The 17252-nt window shown below is 59.4% G+C and carries 19 protein-coding genes; 13 read left to right on the plus strand and 6 right to left on the minus strand.

The window, feature by feature from the left end:
- Window positions 1-12: 12 nt before the first annotated feature.
- From G5533_RS00705 to G5533_RS00725, 5 genes are read left to right on the plus strand one after another with little or no spacing between them, the layout of a single operon-like run.
- A complete protein-coding gene (locus tag G5533_RS00705) occupies window positions 13-1632 on the plus strand; it encodes an HAD-IIIC family phosphatase (RefSeq protein ID WP_227340796.1) in 1620 nt (539 codons plus the stop codon).
- Entirely contained in the window at window positions 1625-1858 is a 234-nt protein-coding gene (locus tag G5533_RS00710) for an acyl carrier protein (protein WP_227340795.1), read from the plus strand. Before G5533_RS00705 ends, G5533_RS00710 begins: the two co-directional genes overlap by 8 nt.
- A complete protein-coding gene (locus G5533_RS00715) occupies window positions 1855-2610 on the plus strand; it encodes an AAC(3) family N-acetyltransferase (RefSeq protein WP_408082949.1) in 756 nt (251 codons plus the stop codon). Before G5533_RS00710 ends, G5533_RS00715 begins: the two co-directional genes overlap by 4 nt.
- Window positions 2607-3011: a VOC family protein gene (locus G5533_RS00720; RefSeq protein WP_005346679.1), complete on the plus strand. Its 405-nt coding sequence runs from the start codon at window positions 2607-2609 to the stop codon at window positions 3009-3011. The genes G5533_RS00715 and G5533_RS00720 overlap by 4 nt, the downstream gene beginning before the upstream one ends.
- A complete protein-coding gene (locus tag G5533_RS00725) occupies window positions 3008-4369 on the plus strand; it encodes a DUF4910 domain-containing protein (protein WP_421204694.1) in 1362 nt (453 codons plus the stop codon). Before G5533_RS00720 ends, G5533_RS00725 begins: the two co-directional genes overlap by 4 nt.
- Here G5533_RS00725 and G5533_RS00730 read toward each other — a convergent pair.
- Genes G5533_RS00730 through pseF form a run of 6 tightly spaced genes read right to left on the minus strand, consistent with a single transcriptional unit; the run spans window position 4351 to window position 9636 of the window.
- Window positions 4351-5097: a class I SAM-dependent methyltransferase gene (locus G5533_RS00730; protein WP_421204695.1), complete on the minus strand. Its 747-nt coding sequence runs from the start codon at window positions 5095-5097 to the stop codon at window positions 4351-4353. The genes G5533_RS00725 and G5533_RS00730 overlap by 19 nt on opposite strands.
- On the minus strand, window positions 5097-5357 hold the full coding sequence (locus G5533_RS00735) for a hypothetical protein (RefSeq protein ID WP_010635733.1): 261 nt from the start codon (window positions 5355-5357) through the stop codon (window positions 5097-5099). The genes G5533_RS00730 and G5533_RS00735 overlap by 1 nt, the downstream gene beginning before the upstream one ends.
- The gene (locus tag G5533_RS00740; protein WP_323912169.1) at window positions 5354-6649 is read right to left on the minus strand and encodes a motility associated factor glycosyltransferase family protein; all 1296 of its coding nucleotides are present in this window, start codon (window positions 6647-6649) and stop codon (window positions 5354-5356) included. The genes G5533_RS00735 and G5533_RS00740 overlap by 4 nt, the downstream gene beginning before the upstream one ends.
- Window positions 6642-7688 (minus strand): pseudaminic acid synthase, encoded by a 1047-nt coding sequence (gene pseI / locus G5533_RS00745; protein ID WP_421309654.1) that lies wholly within the window; start codon window positions 7686-7688, stop codon window positions 6642-6644. Before pseI ends, G5533_RS00740 begins: the two co-directional genes overlap by 8 nt.
- A 6-nt stretch (window positions 7689-7694) precedes the next feature.
- On the minus strand, window positions 7695-8951 hold the full coding sequence (pseG, locus tag G5533_RS00750; protein WP_421223450.1) for a UDP-2,4-diacetamido-2,4,6-trideoxy-beta-L-altropyranose hydrolase: 1257 nt from the start codon (window positions 8949-8951) through the stop codon (window positions 7695-7697).
- Window positions 8941-9636, minus strand: a complete 696-nt coding sequence (pseF, locus tag G5533_RS00755; RefSeq protein WP_421312067.1) for a pseudaminic acid cytidylyltransferase — start codon at window positions 9634-9636, stop codon at window positions 8941-8943. Before pseF ends, pseG begins: the two co-directional genes overlap by 11 nt.
- A gap of 173 nt (window positions 9637-9809) precedes the next feature.
- Here pseF and G5533_RS00760 point away from each other — a divergent pair, with 173 nt between their 5' ends.
- The 8 genes from G5533_RS00760 (at window position 9810) to glf (ending at window position 17235) form a co-directional block, all read left to right on the plus strand.
- On the plus strand, window positions 9810-10346 hold the full coding sequence (locus tag G5533_RS00760) for a GNAT family N-acetyltransferase (RefSeq protein ID WP_441254273.1): 537 nt from the start codon (window positions 9810-9812) through the stop codon (window positions 10344-10346).
- On the plus strand, window positions 10343-10576 hold the full coding sequence (locus G5533_RS00765; protein ID WP_421223454.1) for an acyl carrier protein: 234 nt from the start codon (window positions 10343-10345) through the stop codon (window positions 10574-10576). The genes G5533_RS00760 and G5533_RS00765 overlap by 4 nt, the downstream gene beginning before the upstream one ends.
- Window positions 10576-11325: an SDR family NAD(P)-dependent oxidoreductase gene (locus tag G5533_RS00770; RefSeq protein ID WP_227340787.1), complete on the plus strand. Its 750-nt coding sequence runs from the start codon at window positions 10576-10578 to the stop codon at window positions 11323-11325. Before G5533_RS00765 ends, G5533_RS00770 begins: the two co-directional genes overlap by 1 nt.
- A complete protein-coding gene (locus G5533_RS00775) occupies window positions 11322-12680 on the plus strand; it encodes an AMP-binding protein (protein WP_421297082.1) in 1359 nt (452 codons plus the stop codon). Before G5533_RS00770 ends, G5533_RS00775 begins: the two co-directional genes overlap by 4 nt.
- On the plus strand, window positions 12677-13732 hold the full coding sequence (locus G5533_RS00780; protein WP_421173048.1) for a LuxE/PaaK family acyltransferase: 1056 nt from the start codon (window positions 12677-12679) through the stop codon (window positions 13730-13732). The genes G5533_RS00775 and G5533_RS00780 overlap by 4 nt, the downstream gene beginning before the upstream one ends.
- On the plus strand, window positions 13711-14916 hold the full coding sequence (locus G5533_RS00785) for an acyl-CoA reductase (RefSeq protein WP_441254274.1): 1206 nt from the start codon (window positions 13711-13713) through the stop codon (window positions 14914-14916). The genes G5533_RS00780 and G5533_RS00785 overlap by 22 nt, the downstream gene beginning before the upstream one ends.
- Window positions 14917-15085: 169 nt before the next feature.
- Window positions 15086-16057 (plus strand): glycosyltransferase family 2 protein, encoded by a 972-nt coding sequence (locus tag G5533_RS00790; RefSeq protein ID WP_421173049.1) that lies wholly within the window; start codon window positions 15086-15088, stop codon window positions 16055-16057.
- Window positions 16054-17235 (plus strand): UDP-galactopyranose mutase, encoded by a 1182-nt coding sequence (glf, locus tag G5533_RS00795; protein ID WP_441254275.1) that lies wholly within the window; start codon window positions 16054-16056, stop codon window positions 17233-17235. Before G5533_RS00790 ends, glf begins: the two co-directional genes overlap by 4 nt.
- Window positions 17236-17252 lie beyond the last annotated feature (17 nt).

The raw sequence follows: 17252 nt of genomic DNA on the forward strand, positions 1-17252 counted from the left end.
TCAGGTGCATATATGGCCACCCTTTCCCTGGCATCCACCGCATTTCTCATGCCCGGTAATGTGGCATGGGCTCCTTTGGCCCGACATGCACAGTTGCAATTTTGCCCTCAAGGTCAATGGCAGCCGATGGCCGCTTGTGACGGACATCTGGTGCTCTGGTTTTGGGAGCAACTGCTGACCGACAGCGAATGCCAGCATTGGTACACCTTGGCTGAACCCGCATTGTCCGAGACCATCGACACCTGGTTGGAAGCATTGCTCTCGCCACTGCGGGGGCTCCCTCATCTTTATCTTGGTGCCTGTTCACTGCAAGGCGGTGGTGTGAGTAGCGCTCTTCATCCCTGGATGATGCAGCTGGATGTCTGCTTTACCCGAGCGCTTGCACGTCACCACATTAGGGATTTGGGGCTGGGTCGCTGGCTCTCTGAGCAGGGGCGAGCCCATTGTGTGGACGAGCGTAATCGTTACCTTCTTTCTTGTCCTCTCTCGATGCACGGCTTGACCAGCCTTGCCGACTGGATTGCCGCGCGTTGGATGCTTGATCAGGCGCCAATACGCAAGGTGCTGGTGCTCGATTGTGACAATACCCTGTGGGGGGGGGTAGTGGGTGAAGAGGGGTTGACTGGCCTTTACCTTGGTCAGGACGGTCTCGGCAAACTCTATCAGTCGTTTCAGGATGCGGCGCTCTACTGGTATCAGCGCGGCGTGTTGTTGGCATTGTGCTCTAAAAACGAGCCTGCAGATGTTTGGCTGGTGTTTGAGCAGCATGGCGCCATGAGACTCAAAAGGCGAAATATTGCAGCATCTGCCATTGGTTGGGGCTCTAAATCTCAAGGTTTGCGACATATTGCTGCCAGCCTCAATCTGGGGCTTGAGGCCTTGGTCTTCTGGGATGATTCCCCCCTGGAAAGGGCTGAAGTTCGCCATGCCCTGCCACAAGTCGATGTCATTGAACCACCAGTAGATATTTGGGCATGGCCTACAACCTTGCTCACTTATGGGGGGTTCTCGCGCATATTCAGTGGTGATGATGCTCTTCGTCAAGCCTCCTATCTGGCATTGGCAGACGCCGCCCGGTTACGTAGCGAGGTTGGCAGTGAACAACATTTTCTCGCCTCCTTGTCGTTGCGTGCGGCGATACAGCCGTTGGCGGTGGATAACCTTGCTCGTGCCGAGCAGATCATCCATAAAACCAACCAGTTTAATCTCTCCTGTCTGCGATATGAGGCGAGCGAGCTCAAACGGCTGGCGCAGTCTGGCTGGTGCTGGCTAGTGTCGTTGCAGGATCGCTTTGCCGATCATGGCTTGGTTGGCTTGGTGCTGATCATAAACATCACGCCCAAACTGGCATTGCTCGATACGCTGGCTCTGAGTTGCAGAGTGTTGTCCAGAGGACTCGAATATTGGTTACTGGATAGCGTCTCGGCTGCATTGCGCGAGGCGGGGATCGAGCGTCTGGTTATTGGCTCGAATCGTTGTGCACGTAATGAACCTGCGCTGACATGGTTGGCATCCCTGCCGTTGACCCCCTGTGATAATCCGGATCCCGCCCGTTTTTCCCATGAGCATTACCATAGTCTGGCGCTCGAACAGCTGAATTTGCCTTTTTTGGAGTTTTATCACCATGACTGATCTCTTCACTTTGTTGGAACAGCAGTTTCCTTCTGCAACCGTCACGCGAGGCGACTATCAGTTGGGACTTGGGGCCTTTCCGGAATGGGATTCGCTTGGTCATTTCAATTTTCTGCTGCTGGTTGAGCAGACGTTCTCGGTACGCTTCGAGCCTGAAGAGCTGGCGAAGATGAAGCAACTTCAGGACATTCGTGATGCGCTGTTGCGGCGTGGTCTTGTGCTGTGATTGAAGCTCTCTCTCATGTTCTTGGCTCCCTTGGGATCGCACGAGGGAGCGCTATCATGGTTCACACTGACGCCATGGCTGTGGCCCAGTTTCCTGGACGGGGCAATGAAGCCGGCATGCATGCTTTTTGGTTGGGGATGCAGGAGTGGCTTGGAAACGAGGGCACTCTGCTGGTGCCAACATTCACGTATAGCCTGACTCGCCAGAGCTGTTTCGACAGGGCGACATCCCCCAGTGAAGTCGGGTTGATGACGGAGCAGTTTCGCACTCTGCCAGGGGTTGCGCGGACCCGCGATCCCATCTTCAGCGTTGCGGTATGGGGCGCGGGGCGTGACCAGGTGGTTGCAGCAGGGGGTCATGACTGCTTTGGTGAAGAGAGCCCCTTCGCCTGGTTGGCGGCTCACGATGGCTGGATTGCCGGTTTTGCCTGTCATCCCGATCGCATTACCTTCACCCACTATGTCGAGCAGCAACTAGGTGTCGATTATCGCTTTATGAAACGCTTTGAGGGTGATGTCCGCGAGCAGGGAATGGTGCGCCCCTGGCATTGTGACTACTTTGTGCGAAGACTCGATCTGGCCAGCGAGATAGATCTTTCCCGTCTGGTTGAAGCCCTTAAAAATCAGGACAAATGGCACCAGGGGTTATTTGGCCGTTTACCAGTCTGGGCCGTTCGCTGCGCCGACTTTGCCGCGGTGGCAAAAGAGCTGATCGCTGTCCATCCCCATGCGCTCATCAGGGAGGGGAGATGAAACTGCACCATATTGGACTGGTGGTGGCCGAACTGGATCTTGGCGTACGTTATTGTTGCGAGACCCTCGGGCTTTCCCGCTTTAGCGAGCCGGTGCTCGATCCGTTGCAGCGGGTGCATATCTGTTTTGCCTATGATGATGCGGGGATTTGCTATGAACTGATTGCACCTGCCAGTGATGATAGCCCCGTCAGTCAGGCGCTACGAACCCGTCATAACCTGCTCAATCATCTGGCCTATGAGGTGGCAGACCTGGCAATGGCTGCCGAAAAACTGCGGGCCCAGCGTCATCTTCCCCTCGGGCCCAGCCAGCCAGCCATCGCGTTTGGCGGCGCCCACGTCCAGTTTTTCCTGAGCCCCCTTGGCCACATTGTCGAATTGATCGAGGCACCCACCCCATGAGTTTTTCACCCAAGAGCGGCTATCTGCCCACCGACTGGGACGACCAGGCACAAGTCGGTGAACAGCTGCATCGGCTGCTCACCCTGCTGTTTCCGCTCAATCGCAGCCTGACCGGGGACGGGGTTCGGCAGTCGCTGGCCCTGTGGCGCGAGCACTGCCTGCCCGAGCTGCGGATCCATGAAGTGGCCAGCGGCACCGAGTGCTTCGACTGGACAGTGCCTGACGAGTGGAACGTGCGGGAAGCCTACATAGTGGGGCCGGATGGACGCAGAGTGGTGGACTTCCAGGATCACAACCTGCATCTGGTCGGTTACTCGGAGCCGGTGCGCTGCACCCTCTCGCTTGCCGAGCTGCAGCCCCATCTCCACTCTCTGCCCGAGCAGCCGGATGCCATTCCCTATGTGACCTCCTACTACAAGCGCCGCTGGGGCTTCTGTCTGCCCCATCGGCTGCGTGAAGCGCTGCCGGAGGGAGAATATCAGGTGGTGATCGATGCCACCCTGGCCCCGGGCTCGCTCACCTATGGTGACTGGGTGCTGCCGGGGGAGAGCGAGCAGGAGATCCTGCTGTCGAGCTACACCTGCCACCCCTCCATGGCCAACAACGAGCTCTCCGGCCCCTGTGTCGGTGTATTCCTGATGGCCTGGCTTGCGTCACTGCCCACACGTCGCTACAGCTACCGGCTGATGCTGGTGCCTGAAACCCTGGGGGCCATCGTCTATCTCTCCCGTCATCTGGACCAGCTCAAGCAGCGCACCTTGGCCGGCTTCAACCTGACCTGTCTTGGCGATGACCGCAGCTACTCCTTCCTGCCCTCACGCCAGGGCAACACGTTGGCGGATCGCATCGGTCGCCATGTGCTGGGTCATCTGGCGCCGGGCTACAAGGCTTACAGCTTCCTGGAGCGGGGATCCAACGAGCGGCAGCTGTGCGCGCCCGGCATCGATCTGCCGGTCACTTCTGTGATGCGCAGTCGATACGGCTGTTATGCCGAGTACCACACCTCGCTCGATGACCTCTCGCTGGTGACGTCGGCCGGTCTGGCCGGCGGCTTCATGGCGCTGCGCCGTGCCATCGAGTGTCTGGAGCTGGACGAGCGCTGCGAGGTCACTGTGCTGGGCGAACCCCAGCTCGGCAAGCGGGGGCTCTACCCGGATTTGTCGACCCGCTATTCGGGCTGGCAGGTACGGGAGATGATGAATCTGCTGGCCTACAGCGACGGCAAGCTGACCCTGTTCGAGATTGCCGAGACCATAGGGGCGCCGTTCTGGCGGGTGGAGCCGCTGGCGCGGATGCTGCTGGATGCCGGGCTGCTGCGTCGCCTCAGCCCGCAACCGGACTACTCGATCACCAGATAGGCTGGTCCCGGGTTGTGCGGGGTGCGACGGATGGCGTAGCGATCCAGCCCCAGCATCTCCTTGAGGGCCAGGGTCTCCCCCGGAAAGGCGGGCCAGTTGAGCTCATCGAATGCCAGCACCGATCCCTTGGTCAGGTGCGGCTTGATGAGCTCGAGACAGCGGCGGGTCGGCTCGTAGAGATCAAAGTCAAAATAGGCCAGCGCTATCATTGTTTCCGGCTGACGAGCCAGATAGGCCGGCAGCGTCTCGGTCACATCCCCCTTCACCAGCTCATGCTTGACGATATGGTCCAGCGGGCTTTCCGCCTCATGGGCGGCGAGCAGTTGGGCCAGATGCTGCTCATAGCCCGGCGTCACCCCGTAGGCACCGGGCTGGATTGCGGCATCACTGCCATCTTGCGGAGCGTGGGAAGGGAAGCCGCTGAAGGTATCGAATCCCACCAACTTGCGGTTGTAGTTGTAGGGCTCATACATGCCGCGAAACGAGGAGAAAAGCGCCAGGTTCTGACCCCAGCGGGTACCGAAATCCATGATGACGCCGTGGACCGGCACGATCTTCTGATACAGCTCGTGCATGAACAGGATGCGGGAGAGCGACTGGCGCTTGAGGTAGAGGCCCAGGTTGTTCTGCAGCTCGGCCGCGGGCAGCGGGCTGGCGTGCAGCAACTCGCTGAAGGTCTGGCGGCGTGACAGCTCCTGCTCGGAGGCGTTGGAAATGGCCTTGATCATCAGTGGTCTCCTGTGGTGGTGTCGCCGGCCGGGGTCGACAGGCAGTGCACCACTTCATATTCGAGGTAGTCGGCCAGCCCCAGCCAGTCCTGGCGCTCCTGGCACTGCAGCAGTGCGGCTACCAGTCCGGGTGGCAGGTTGCCCTGCTCGGTGAGCACCTCTTGCAGCAGTTCCGGCAATGCCTGACTCGCTGCAACCGACTGCCCCAGCCGAAACTGGTGCGCCAGGGCGGTGAGGCGGGTGATCTGGCCGTTTTTCATTGCACGTACTCCGGGTGATAGCGGCAGCCGGCGATTTCCGCCCCTTCCCGGCTGCAGTTCCAGAACTGCACATCGGTGTGGAGCGCTATGTAGCGCTCGAGCTCGGTGCGGTAGGCGGAAAAGTTTGGATTGGTCTTGACCCGCCGGCCATGGCCGTCGAGGGCCCAGCTGAGGGCCAGCGCGGCGCTGGGGCCGAGCGCACCGTCGGCCCAGCCCGAGTGGGTGAGCTCGCCGGGAAAGGCGAAGTCAGTGCCCAGCAGGATGACCTGGCGGCAACCCATCTGCACGGCGAGATCCACGGCGGGATGAATGACGCTGCCGCCCGAGTGCAGCACGCCCTTGGGGAGCGTCTGTCGCAGCTGCTGATACATGGGGCTGCGGGAGTAGGCGGTCATGCGTGGCCCCTGCCAGGCCAGCAGGGCTGCCGTGGGAACCGTGGGGTAATAGACCAGGGTGGTCTGGGCCGACTGGGCGGCGGGCAGCCGGTTGCCGTGGATGGCGTCATCGATGGTGACGACGATGTCGGGCCGGATACCGTGGCTGAGCAAAAACGCCAGCGCGGTATCGACGCTAATCAGAAGATAGTCCTGCCGACGGCGCTGCAACTGGGCCTGCAGGGTGGCCAGGTTGTGCTGCAGGGTTGGGCCACTCGCCACGATCAGCGCCTGCTTGCCCTGAGCCAGACCGAACAGGGAGGCCACATCGCCGTCGCCGGCCAGCAGATCGCGGTTTTCCGCCAGCCGCCGGGTGATGTCGGGGTGCTCGGCGTCGAACCTGGCCCGGGCGAACGGCAAATCGATTTCACTCACCAGCCGGTCGCGGATGCGGGCGGCAGCATCTTCCACCAGCAGCAGCTCGGGCGGCAGGGCGAAGAAGGGCAGCCGCACCTCCCCTTCGTCGCCGGCCATCATCAGCTCGACCCTGGGGTCCGTCAGCCAGTCCTGCTGGTCTAGCAGCCGCAGTACAAGGGCAAACAGGGCGCCATTCATGATCTTCACTTCCAGCCGCTTGAGGCTACTGCGCCCCAGCAGGGTGCGCGGCAGATCGCCGAGCCCGGTGCCGTAGAGGTGCAGCACCGGCTGCTCGGGCAGGCTGGCGGCCTGCAGCTCGGCTTCCTTCACCCGGTCGTGCCGGCTGGTGAGCTGTATGCCGTGGAGGCTTAGGGTGGAGCCGAGACCTTCGGTCAGCTCGGCCGGCAGGCTTTCAACGTCCTGTGCCAGCAAGCGGGGCCAGAGGGCGGGCCAGCGCTGGCTGATGAGCCTACCGTGCTGGTTGAAGAGATCATCACTCATCGTTGTCTATCCACTCCCAGCTCAGCGGTTGATTGGCACTCAGGCTGCGGTTGACCCGCTTGCCGATGAGCCGATCGTAATCGGCCGGGGGCAGGCCGAGGGCGGGGCGCACCGACTTGATATGCTCTGCGGTGAGCTGCTCGCCGGCGGCCATCTCCTTGACCAGATAGAGGGAGCGGCGAAATGCACGGTTACCCTGTTCACTGGCGGTGAGCTGGTAGTCAGCCACCCCAAGGGCGGCATGGGCGGTATTGACCGAGGCCACCAGCTCGGTGAGCTCGGCCGGTTCCATGGAGAAGGCGCAATCCGGTCCGCCGTCGGCGCGGGCCAGGGTGAAGTGTTTCTCGATCAGGGTGGCCCCGAGCGCGGTAGCGGCGATGGCTGTGGCCGACCCCAGGGTGTGATCGGAGAGCCCCACCTCGACCCCGAAGCGCTGGCGCAACATGGGGATAGTACGCAGGTTGTACTCGGCTGCCGGCGCCGGATAGCCGCTGACACAGTGCAGCAGGGCCAGCTGGCCGTTGCCATGCTTGAGCGCAATATCGACCGCGGCGGAGATCTCGGCCTCGTTCGCCATGCCGGTGGACATGATAAGCGGCTTGCCGGTCTGGGCGGCGTAGCGAATGAGGGGCAGATCCACCAGCTCGAAGGAGGCGATCTTGTAGGCCGGGCAGTCCAGTGATTCAAGCAAGTCCACCGCACTGAAATCGAACGGGCTGCTAAAGACAGTCAGCCCCAGCTCGCGCCCTTTGGCAAACAGCGCTTGGTGCCATTCCCAGGGGGTGTGCGCCCACTCATAAAGATCGTAGAGGCTGTGGCCATCCCACAAACCGCCGTGGATCTGAAATTCCGGTCGATCACTTTTGAGGGTGATGGTATCCGGGCGGTAGGTTTGCAGTTTGACGGCGCTGGCACCCGCTGCTTTGGCGGCGGTCATAATGGCCAGGGCGCGGTCCAGATTGCCATTGTGGTTGGCCGACAGTTCGGCAATCACATAGGGGGCCTGTTCCTGGTTGATGGGGCGATGATCGATCTGCATCTGTGTTCAGATTCCTGTGCCAAGTTGCCAGCCTTGCGGCGCCGGCTGCCAGGGGGCAGGGGGCGCTATCTGCGGTGGCTCGGCAAGATAGAGGGGAAATTGGGAGAAAATTGTTTGCAAGCGATGTGCCAGCTCTTGCCACTCCGATAGTTGAAGTGGCCGGGTGGCCTGCCATGTCAGCCGCTGGCCGTTCAGCGTCAGGGTGAGCAGCAGTTTGCCATCATGGCGTAGTTGCCACTGTTGGCCATCTGGCAACAGTTGATAATCGGATTGTGGTAGCAGCCAGGCGGTGAGCCGATCCAGCCCCAGCCCATCCACCTGTTGCTGGCCGTGGCAGCGATAGTCATCTGCTTGCAATTCAAGTCGTTGCAGGGCCTGCATCAGCCGCTCAGGTTCATCCAGTTCGCTCAGGGTCAGCCGCTCTGCCAACTGGAAGCGGGCGATCACCTCATCGTTAAACTGTTGGTTGTCGACGATGGGCACCGCCAGGGTCGGCAGGCCGAGACAGGCCCGCTCCCAGGTCATGCCGCCCGCAGCGCCAATGGCGAAGTCGTGTCGGCTCATCAGGTCGGCCATCTGGTCGCTCTGACGCAGCAAGGTGAGCGGCAGATCGGGCAGTTCGGCAACCCTTTGTTGCAACTCGGGCCAGAAAGGATTGGCCCCACCGGCTACCAGAGTCCAGCTGACGGTTTTAGCCCATGGCAGTCGAGCCAGCGTATTGAGGGTGATGAGGCAGGCTCCGGCCGGATCGGCACCACCAAAGCAGATGAGGCCATGTCGCCACCGGCTGGCCTTTTGGCGTGCTAGCTGGCGATAGGCAGGGCGCAGCAGGGCATAGTCGGTGCCCAGCAGCAGCCGACAGTCGGCAGGGACGAGTGACTGGTAATCGGCTGTGCTGCGCTGTGGCCCCTGATCCAGCAGCAACTGACCATGATGAGGGCGATCGGCCAGATCGTCGATCACCAGCAACTGACCACAGTGACTTGCCAGTGTCTGCTCGATTTGCCGATCAATCTGGTAGTGATCACACACCAGCCACTCCGGGCGCAAGGTGGGCAAGGGGCCTGCATCGTCCAGATCACAGAGAGCGTGATGCTGGTGGGAGTGCAACAGTGGCAACAGGTGCATAGGTAGCTGATGGCAGAGGAAGTGGCACTCGGCGCCAGCCGTTTTCAGCCGATCGGCGATGGCCAGACAGCGCATCAGATGACCCAGCCCAATCTCGGTGCCGGCGTCGAGCCGGAAGGCAACCTTAAACGTCATCTTGGGCCAGCACTTGATAGAGCAGTTCGGCCAGGTGCCAATCTTCCGGCGTGTCGATGTCGACCACCCTGTGTCTTGGCAGAATATGGCCAATCCCTTCTCCCCCTACCGGGCTGATCCCTCCCAGCCAGGCCGCACGGCTGCCCCAGTAGAACTGGCCGGCATCCTGATAGGCAGGCTCCAGATCCTGAGAGCGTTTCGCCATCTGCTCCGGCCAGAAGGGGGTGACCCGGCCCTGCTCGTCCATGCGCACGGCGCGCTGAATAGGGAAGCCAAACTCGGCCACGGTATAGACAAAGGGAGCATTACTTGCGCTCAGTCGCTGATGGGCGGCCTTCAAGTCATCGGCTTGAATAAGCGGGACCGTGGCATAGATGCAGCAGTAGTGCTTTGCCTGGATGCCGAGCTGGTCGAGCCGCTGGATGGTGTCGATCACCACAGGGGTGGTACCTGTGTGATCATCGGCGAGGTTGGCTGGCCGCAGAAATGGTACTTCCGCGCCCAGTTGACGAGCGACCTTGGCAATCTCCTCATCATCGGTGGAGACCACCACCTTGCTGAAACAGCTCGATTGTTGCGCCGCCTGGATGGCATAGGCGAGCATGGGCTGGCCACAAAAGGGGCGGATATTCTTGCGGGGAATGCGTTTGCTGCCACCCCGGGCCGGGATAATGGCGATGGCCATGATGGGTTCTCTCTGCTGGATTAATGACTGGCCAAAGCCAGGATAATCGATGACAACTCTTTGATTATTTTTGATATTATACTGGTTTTTCTGCTTGTATTATCGATTTTTGCTACGGAATGGCGGCCGTGTGGTCGATAAGAGAGACAGGTCATGGAAGTCATGGAAACTGTATGGCGTTGAAGATGAGTTATGGCGTTGAGCTACGCCCGATAGCGCCGTGGGATCTTCCCGCTTTGCGGCGTTGGCGCAATCAGGATGAGGTGCGAATGCAGATGGTATCCCAGACGCGTATTTCGCCACGGCAACAGCGCCAATGGTTCACCGCCACCAGTGAGCGGCGGGATCAGCAGCACTGGGTGCTCTGGTGCAAAGACGTGCGAGTGGGCTACGTCAATCTTAAAGGTGAGTCTCAGGGCGAGTTGCTGGGTCAGGCGATCGCCGATGCGGGACTCTATCTGGGCAACTCAACCGTGCGGCATCCCATGCTGGCTGTCGCTGCTGCCTTATCTCAGCTTGATCAGGGTTTTGATGAGTTGCACATCGGTTGTATCCGCACCCTGGTTCGGGAGAACAATCGCTCTGCCCTGCGCTTGAATGAACAACTGGGTTATAGCCAGATAGGACAAGAGAACGGATTTTTTGCATTGGAACTGCTGCCGGCGAATTACTATGCCGCCCGTGAGCGGCTACGGAGATTTTTCAGATGACAATCGCATTGGAACAGGTTTTTGCCGAGGCGCTGGGTCTCGATATCGGCAGCGTCAGCGATGAGCTGGCCTACAACAGTATCCCGCAGTGGGATTCTGTCGCCCACATGGGGCTGATTGCCCAGTTGGAGGATAACTACGGCGTGCTGCTCGACACCGATGACATTATCGACATGAGTTCGGTCGGCAAGGCGCGCGAGCTCCTGGCCAAGTACGGGGTCGCTTTCTGATGCTGGGGCTGTTGCAGGGCAAGCGGGTGTTGATCACCGGTGCCGGGCGTGGCATCGGTCTTGCCATCGCCCGCCAGTTTGCCTCTCAGGGGGCTGAACTGTGGCTGGGAGGCCGTGATGAGGTGACCATGAGCCAGCTGGTGACCGCGATTGGTACCGAGTTTGGGGTGCCTTGCCAGCCTCTCTGTTTTGATGTGGCTGATCCGTCGGCGGTCAAGCAGGCTTTTCAGCAGCTGTTTGCTCAGACTCGTCAGCTGGACGTGTTGGTCAACAATGCCGGCATGCTGGAAGAGGCGTTATTGGGAATGGCGAACCAGACCCATCTGCAAAAGACATTCAGCAACAATACCTTTAGCGTGATCTACTGCAGCCAGTATGCCGCCCGCATGATGCAGCGCAGTGGTGGCGGTAGCATCATCAATCTCGCCTCCCTGATGGGGCTGGTGGGGGCAGCCGGGCTCAGTTGCTATGCCGGCAGCAAGGCGGCGGTGATCGGTATTACCCAGTCACTGGCCAAGGAGCTGGCTGCCAGCCAGATCCGTGTCAATGCCATTGCTCCCGGTTTTATTGATACCGATATGGCGCATGCCATCCCGCAAGAGAAGTTTGCCGAGCGGGTGGCCAGCATCGCGATGGGACGGATTGGCACGCCAGATGAAGTGGCCAAGGTGGCCCTGTTTCTTGCATCCGACTTGTCGAGCTATGTGACCGGGCAGGTGATTGGAGTCGATGGGGGGATGGTGATTTGAACCGGCCTGATTTGCTGACCCATCTGGTTGAGGGTAACAGCGAGCCCGCCTGGCGAGACCCGCAAGAGGGGTGGCTCAGTTATGGTGAGCTGGCTCGGCGTGTGGCGCAGTTGGCCACCACCTATCCTGCTGGCCGCCATTTGGTCTACCTGCCATTTGTGACGTCTACCCTGCATCTACTGCACTACTTGCTGGCCCTGCGTGATGGCCACGCCATCATGCTGGCCGATCCTGCACAGGATGCCCGGTTGCACAGTGAACAGTGCCAGCGCTTTGGTGTTAGTCTGCGGGTACTGGAGGATGGGGCAGTTGCGCATCTTGGCGATGCGCCTTCACTTCACCCTGAGCTGGCCATGCTGCTGCCGACATCGGGCAGTACCGGCTCCTGCAAATGGGTGCGATTGTCGCGAACCAATCTTGATGCCAATGCCACGGCCATCGCCGAATATCTGGCGCTGAACGGGCGTGAGCGAGCCATCACCTCGTTGCCACTTTTTTACTCCTTCGGGATGTCGGTACTTAACAGCCATCTTTTGGTTGGCGCCTCGCTGGTTTCATGCACTGCCAGTCCCCTTGAGCGCCACTTCTGGGATGAGGTCAATCGCCACCAGGTCACCAGTGTGGCGGGGGTACCCTTTACCTTTCAGATGCTAAACCGCTTGCGTTTTGAGTGGGCCCGCTATCCCAGTCTGATGACCCTGACCCAGGCCGGAGGACGACTTGAGCCAGCACTGGCAAAACAGTTTGCCGAGCAGGCCGCTGCACTGGAACGCCGTTTTTTCGTGATGTATGGCCAGACCGAAGCGGCACCGCGCATCGCTTGGTTGGCACACGATGAAGTGATGATTGCCCCGGATGCCATCGGCCGTGCCGTACCGGGCGGGCGTCTCTCTCTGCGTCATGAGCCCGGCTTTCCTGACGGGGAGGGAGAGCTGGTTTACCAAGGGCCAAACGTGATGCTGGGCTATGCGGAGCGCCCTGAAGATCTGGCTCGGGGGCGTGATATGGATGCGCTCTTTACTGGCGATCTGGCTCGTTGTGATGAGGCGGGCCGATTCTATCTGACCGGACGGATCAACCGTTTCCTGAAGCTGTTTGGCAAACGGGTGAGCTTGGCTGAAGTGGAAGCCTGGTTGCAGGGGAGGGGCTATTCCTGCGCCGCGACCGGCCGCGATGATCGCCTGTTGGTAGCCATCGAGGCAGACGCGTGCCCCTGTGACGCACTACAGCTGGAGGTGGCCCGCTGGCTGATGGTGCCACCATCAAGCGTGCGTATCTACCAACACCATTTGCCACGACGCAGCAATATGAAGATTGATTATCCGGCCCTGTTAACAGAGCTGGAGCAACTATGAACAAGCTGTTTGATGCGCCGGTTTTTGGGCTGCCCCAACAGGAAAAAAGTGGGCTGCTCCTTGCTCGCCTGAATGAATTGACGCAGCGGCATGGGCAGGGGTGTCCAGCTTTTGCCAATATTCTGTCGGCGTTTGGCTGGGGTCAGGCCTCGACCTACCAAGAGCTTCCCTATCTGGCCGCCCGCCTGTTCAAATTGGCCCAATGGCAGAGCGTGCCGCAAGAAGAAGTATTCAAGGTGCTCACCTCGTCGGGCACCACGGGGACGCCGTCACGCATTGTGCTGGATCGGGATACAGCCGCGTTGCAGAGCAAGGTGCTGGTGAAGATCCTGCAAGAGTTCGTCGGCAAGCAACGGCTGCCTATGCTGCTGGTGGAGCAACCCGCCCTGATTCAAAACCGCAGCGGTTTTTCCGCTCGGGGAGCCGGTGCGCTGGGGCTCTCCTTCCTTGGCCGTGACCATACCTATGCCCTCGATGAGCAGATGCGGCCCAACTGGCCTGTCATCGAGGCGTTTTGTGACAAATATGCGGGCCAGCCGGTCCTGCTGTTCGGCTTCACCTTCATGGTCTGGCAATGTTTGCTGGAGCCGCTGCGTGAGCGAGGTCTGCAACTGCCGTTGACGCACGGCACGCTTTTTCACAGCGGTGGCTGGAAAAAACTGCAACACCTCGCGGTGGATAATCCGGCTTTCAAGCAACGTTGCCATGAACAGCTGGGGCTGAGTCGGGTGCACAACTTCTATGGCATGGTGGAGCAGGTGGGGTCGGTATTTGTCGAGTGTGAGCATGGCCATCTTCATGCTCCCCTCTTTGCCGATCTGCTGGTGCGGGATCCGCTGACTCATCGACCGCTCGGGGTCGGCCAACCCGGCTTGCTGCAGGTGATCTCTGCCATTCCCCAAAGTTATCCTGGCCACAGCCTGCTGACCGAGGATCTCGGCGTGCTGCTGGGGGAGGATGATTGCCCCTGCGGCCGTCGTGGCCGTTATTTCCATGTATCAGGACGTCAGCAAGGCGCCGAGGTGAGGGGATGCAGCGACACTTTCCAGTGAGCCGATCAGATGTAGAAGATGCCATCTGGCAAGCGGGGCCAGAGGTTGCTTTCGTGGCTCCCGTCAGCGGTTGGCAAGGTTTTGTCACTCACCCACTGCCAAGCTTTGCGCCCGTCATCTGCGACTTTGTGGCTGCGCTCTCTGCACGTCTGCTGAAGGAGGGGCGAGAGAACCCTGATCTGGCCGCCTTTGGCTTTTTGTTGCGGCCGCGCCAGATTGAGGTACAGCGCAAACGCATGGCAGGGCGTGCACCCTTGGGGATGGTTTTTCATCTGGTCCCCTCCAACGTGCCGACCGTCGCGTTCTACTCCTGGATCATGGCGCTGCTGATGGGCAATGGGTCCGTGGTACGTCTCTCATCGCGCATCGACCCGGTGCAAGAGGCCATGCTGGCCATCCTGAACGAGCTCTTCTCCCTGCCCGAGTGGCAAGAGATTGCCTCCCGTACCCGTTTTATCCGCTATGACCACGACGAGGGCATCACCGCCTGGCTGTCGGCCCGGTGTCGGCTTCGCATTATCTGGGGAGGTGATGAAACCATCAGCCGGGTACGGGCTATTCCGCTCTCACCCCGCGCTCAGGAAATCGTGTTTCCGGATCGCCGCTCCATGGCGGTGTTGGATAGCCAATGGCTCGCCAACCTGGATGCTGCTGCGTGGCGGCAAGTGGTCGCGGCTTTGCAACAAGACTTTACCCGTTTCAATCAACAAGCCTGCGCCTCACCCACTACGATTTGCTGGTTGGGCACTCCCGCCAGCACGTTGCGCCGTCGTCTGCTCGAAGGGATCTTCGCCCCATTTGCAGATAATCCCTCCCTGATGATGGAACGCCTTATCAATAGTCAACAAAATGCCGCCCATGATGGCCAGATGCAGCTGGACACCTTTTCTGGCGTCACCTTATTGACTCCCACCGCCTCTTTGCGGCTTGCACACATCGGAGGAGGTACAGTCGCCGAATTTGTTGCCGATAACCTTGATGAGTTGCTGCTACAGCCTTGGGATATGCAGACCTGTGTCTGGGCTGGCCCGGATAAAACGCAGCTTGAGCATGCGCTCCTGGTATCGCCAGGTTGTCGTATCGATAGGGTGGCAAGTCCGGGACAGGCGCTGGCATTCGAATGGCTCTGGGACGGCATCGACATGCTAGCCGCCTGTAGCCGTCGGCTTGCCCGCATTGAATAGTGGATGCCAGGTCACATAAATCAAGTCATATCAATCAATTAGCTTGGTCAGGCACAGCTCTTGCAGTAATTATTGTGATGAAGGGCAGGAAAGGTTGACAGAGACCGTGCGGTAGCCTTGTCCATTTTCTTTGTTTTGCTTCTTTTTTACTCAAACCCTGGGTTTCCTTATGAAAATCAGCATACTGGTGCCGGTATACAACCTCGGGCGCTTCATTGAACCTTGCCTGCTTAGCCTGCTGGAACAAAAAACGGATTTCGAATTCGAGGTGATCGCCATTGATGACGGCTCGAGCGATGACTCCTGGGCCATTATGCAGCGGTTGGCGTCACAGTGGCCTCGGCTACGGGCACTACAGAACGCGCAAAATATGGGGTTGGCTAAAACCCAGAAACGCTTGTTGAGAGAGGCGAACGGCGAATATATCGCCTATGTCGACGGGGATGATCTGGCCCTGCCGGGCAAGCTGCAGCGTCAGGCCGATTATCTGGACGCGCATTCCGGTTGCACCCTTTGCTACCACGAAGCGGAGATGTTTGATGATGAGACCGATGCACGGATCAAGCTCTTCACCCGCGATTATTACAATGCTCGCTATCTCGAACTAGTGATGACGCGGGAGGCATTAATCCGCTTCGGGGTGTTCGTCAATGCCAGTTCCATTATGTTTCGCCGTTATGAAGGGATGGAGAACGCCATCGATGAGGGGTGCAAGATCATCCTCGATTATCCCTGGCATATCTTGAACCTCTCCCACAATCCGGGGACGCTGGATTTTATCCCCGAATTATTGGGCCGCTATCGCTTCCATACCCAGAGCTTTGGCGGGCAAACCCGCAAATCGGCTGAACGTCGTGAACAGTCGCTGCGCGATTTGCTGCGTGCCTGTGACAATGCTGCGGCATTCGGTGCTGATCCCGTGATCATTGCTCAGGGGCGTGCCCATCACTACTACTCTGCCGCGCTCTACTTTTTGCGGCAGGATGATGTCGTGCGCTTCACTCAGCTTATCGAGCAGTCGGTCGATGCTGTGGCAAGGTTAGCCCCGGGTTGGTTCTTCGACGAACGACATCAGTTGGCATGGGCAGAGCGGGCCCATCCCGCGCGTGTCATGCAGCAACTGTTTGGAGATAGAGCGTGAGCTATCAGGCGATCGTCATCGGCGCTGGGCTTTCGGGTGCCGTCATGGCTGAACGAATGGCCAGCCAGCTTGGCTGGAAGGTGCTGGTGCTGGAACAGCGCGATCATCTCGGGGGTAACTGCTTCGACGCGTATGACGAGCACGGCGTGCTGATCCATCGTTATGGGCCACACCTGTTCCATACCGACAAGCAGGAAGTCTGGGATTACCTGTCGCAGTTCACCGAGTGGTTGTCTTATGAGCATCGCGTGCTGTCACGGATAGATGGTCAGTTGGTGCCCATCCCGTTCAACCTGACCAGCATTGAACGCTGCTTTCCGGCGGAGAAGGCAGCGGCCATGATTGAGGCCCTTCAGGCCAGATTTGGTGAGGGGGCCAGAGTGCCCATCATGGCACTGCGGCAGGAAGCTGAGCCTCTGCTGGCTGAGCTGGCCCAGTTCATCTATGAGCGAGCCTTCGTCAACTACACCAGCAAGCAGTGGGGTGTATCGCCAGAGCAGGTCTCGCCCGAGGTCACTGCGCGCGTGCCGGTTGTCGTCAATCGTGATGACCGTTACTTTATTGATCCCTGGCAGGCGGTGCCCGCGCAGGGTTATACCGCCATGTTCGAGCGCATCTTGGCGAACCCCTTGATTGAGGTGAGGCTATCCATTCCCATGGGGGCCCGCGTCTGTCTGGATTGGCAACAGAAACGGATACTGCTGGATGGCGTGCCCTTTGCCGGGCCCTTGGTCTATACGGGGATGCTGGATCAGCTGATGCCGGCGGGGCACGACGGCTTGCCGTACCGTTCACTGCGCTTTGAGCACTGTCATCTGCCGCAAGCTCAATTTCAGCCGGTGACCACGGTCAATTATCCGAATGAAGAGGCCTATACCCGCATCACTGAATTCAAGCATCTGACGGGGCAGCAACATCCCGGCACCAGCATCGTTTATGAATACCCCTGCACCTATGTGGCCGGGCAGGGGCTGGAGCCTTACTACCCGCTGTTTACCGATGCAGCCAAACAGCATTATCAGACTTGCCGCGATGAATTGGCCGAGTTCCCGCAACTGATTGCTTTGGGCCGCCTTGCCGAGTATCGCTATTTCGATATGGATGATGCAGTGGATAACGCGCTGAACAATTTCTCTCGATTGGTTTCCGATGCCTGTTTTGCCGTTTTAAATAAGTAATGAATATAATCTATTGC

The organism is Aeromonas sp. A600620 (assembly GCF_029479985.1).
GTDB classification, from domain to species: Bacteria; Pseudomonadota; Gammaproteobacteria; order Enterobacterales; family Aeromonadaceae; genus Aeromonas; species Aeromonas veronii_A.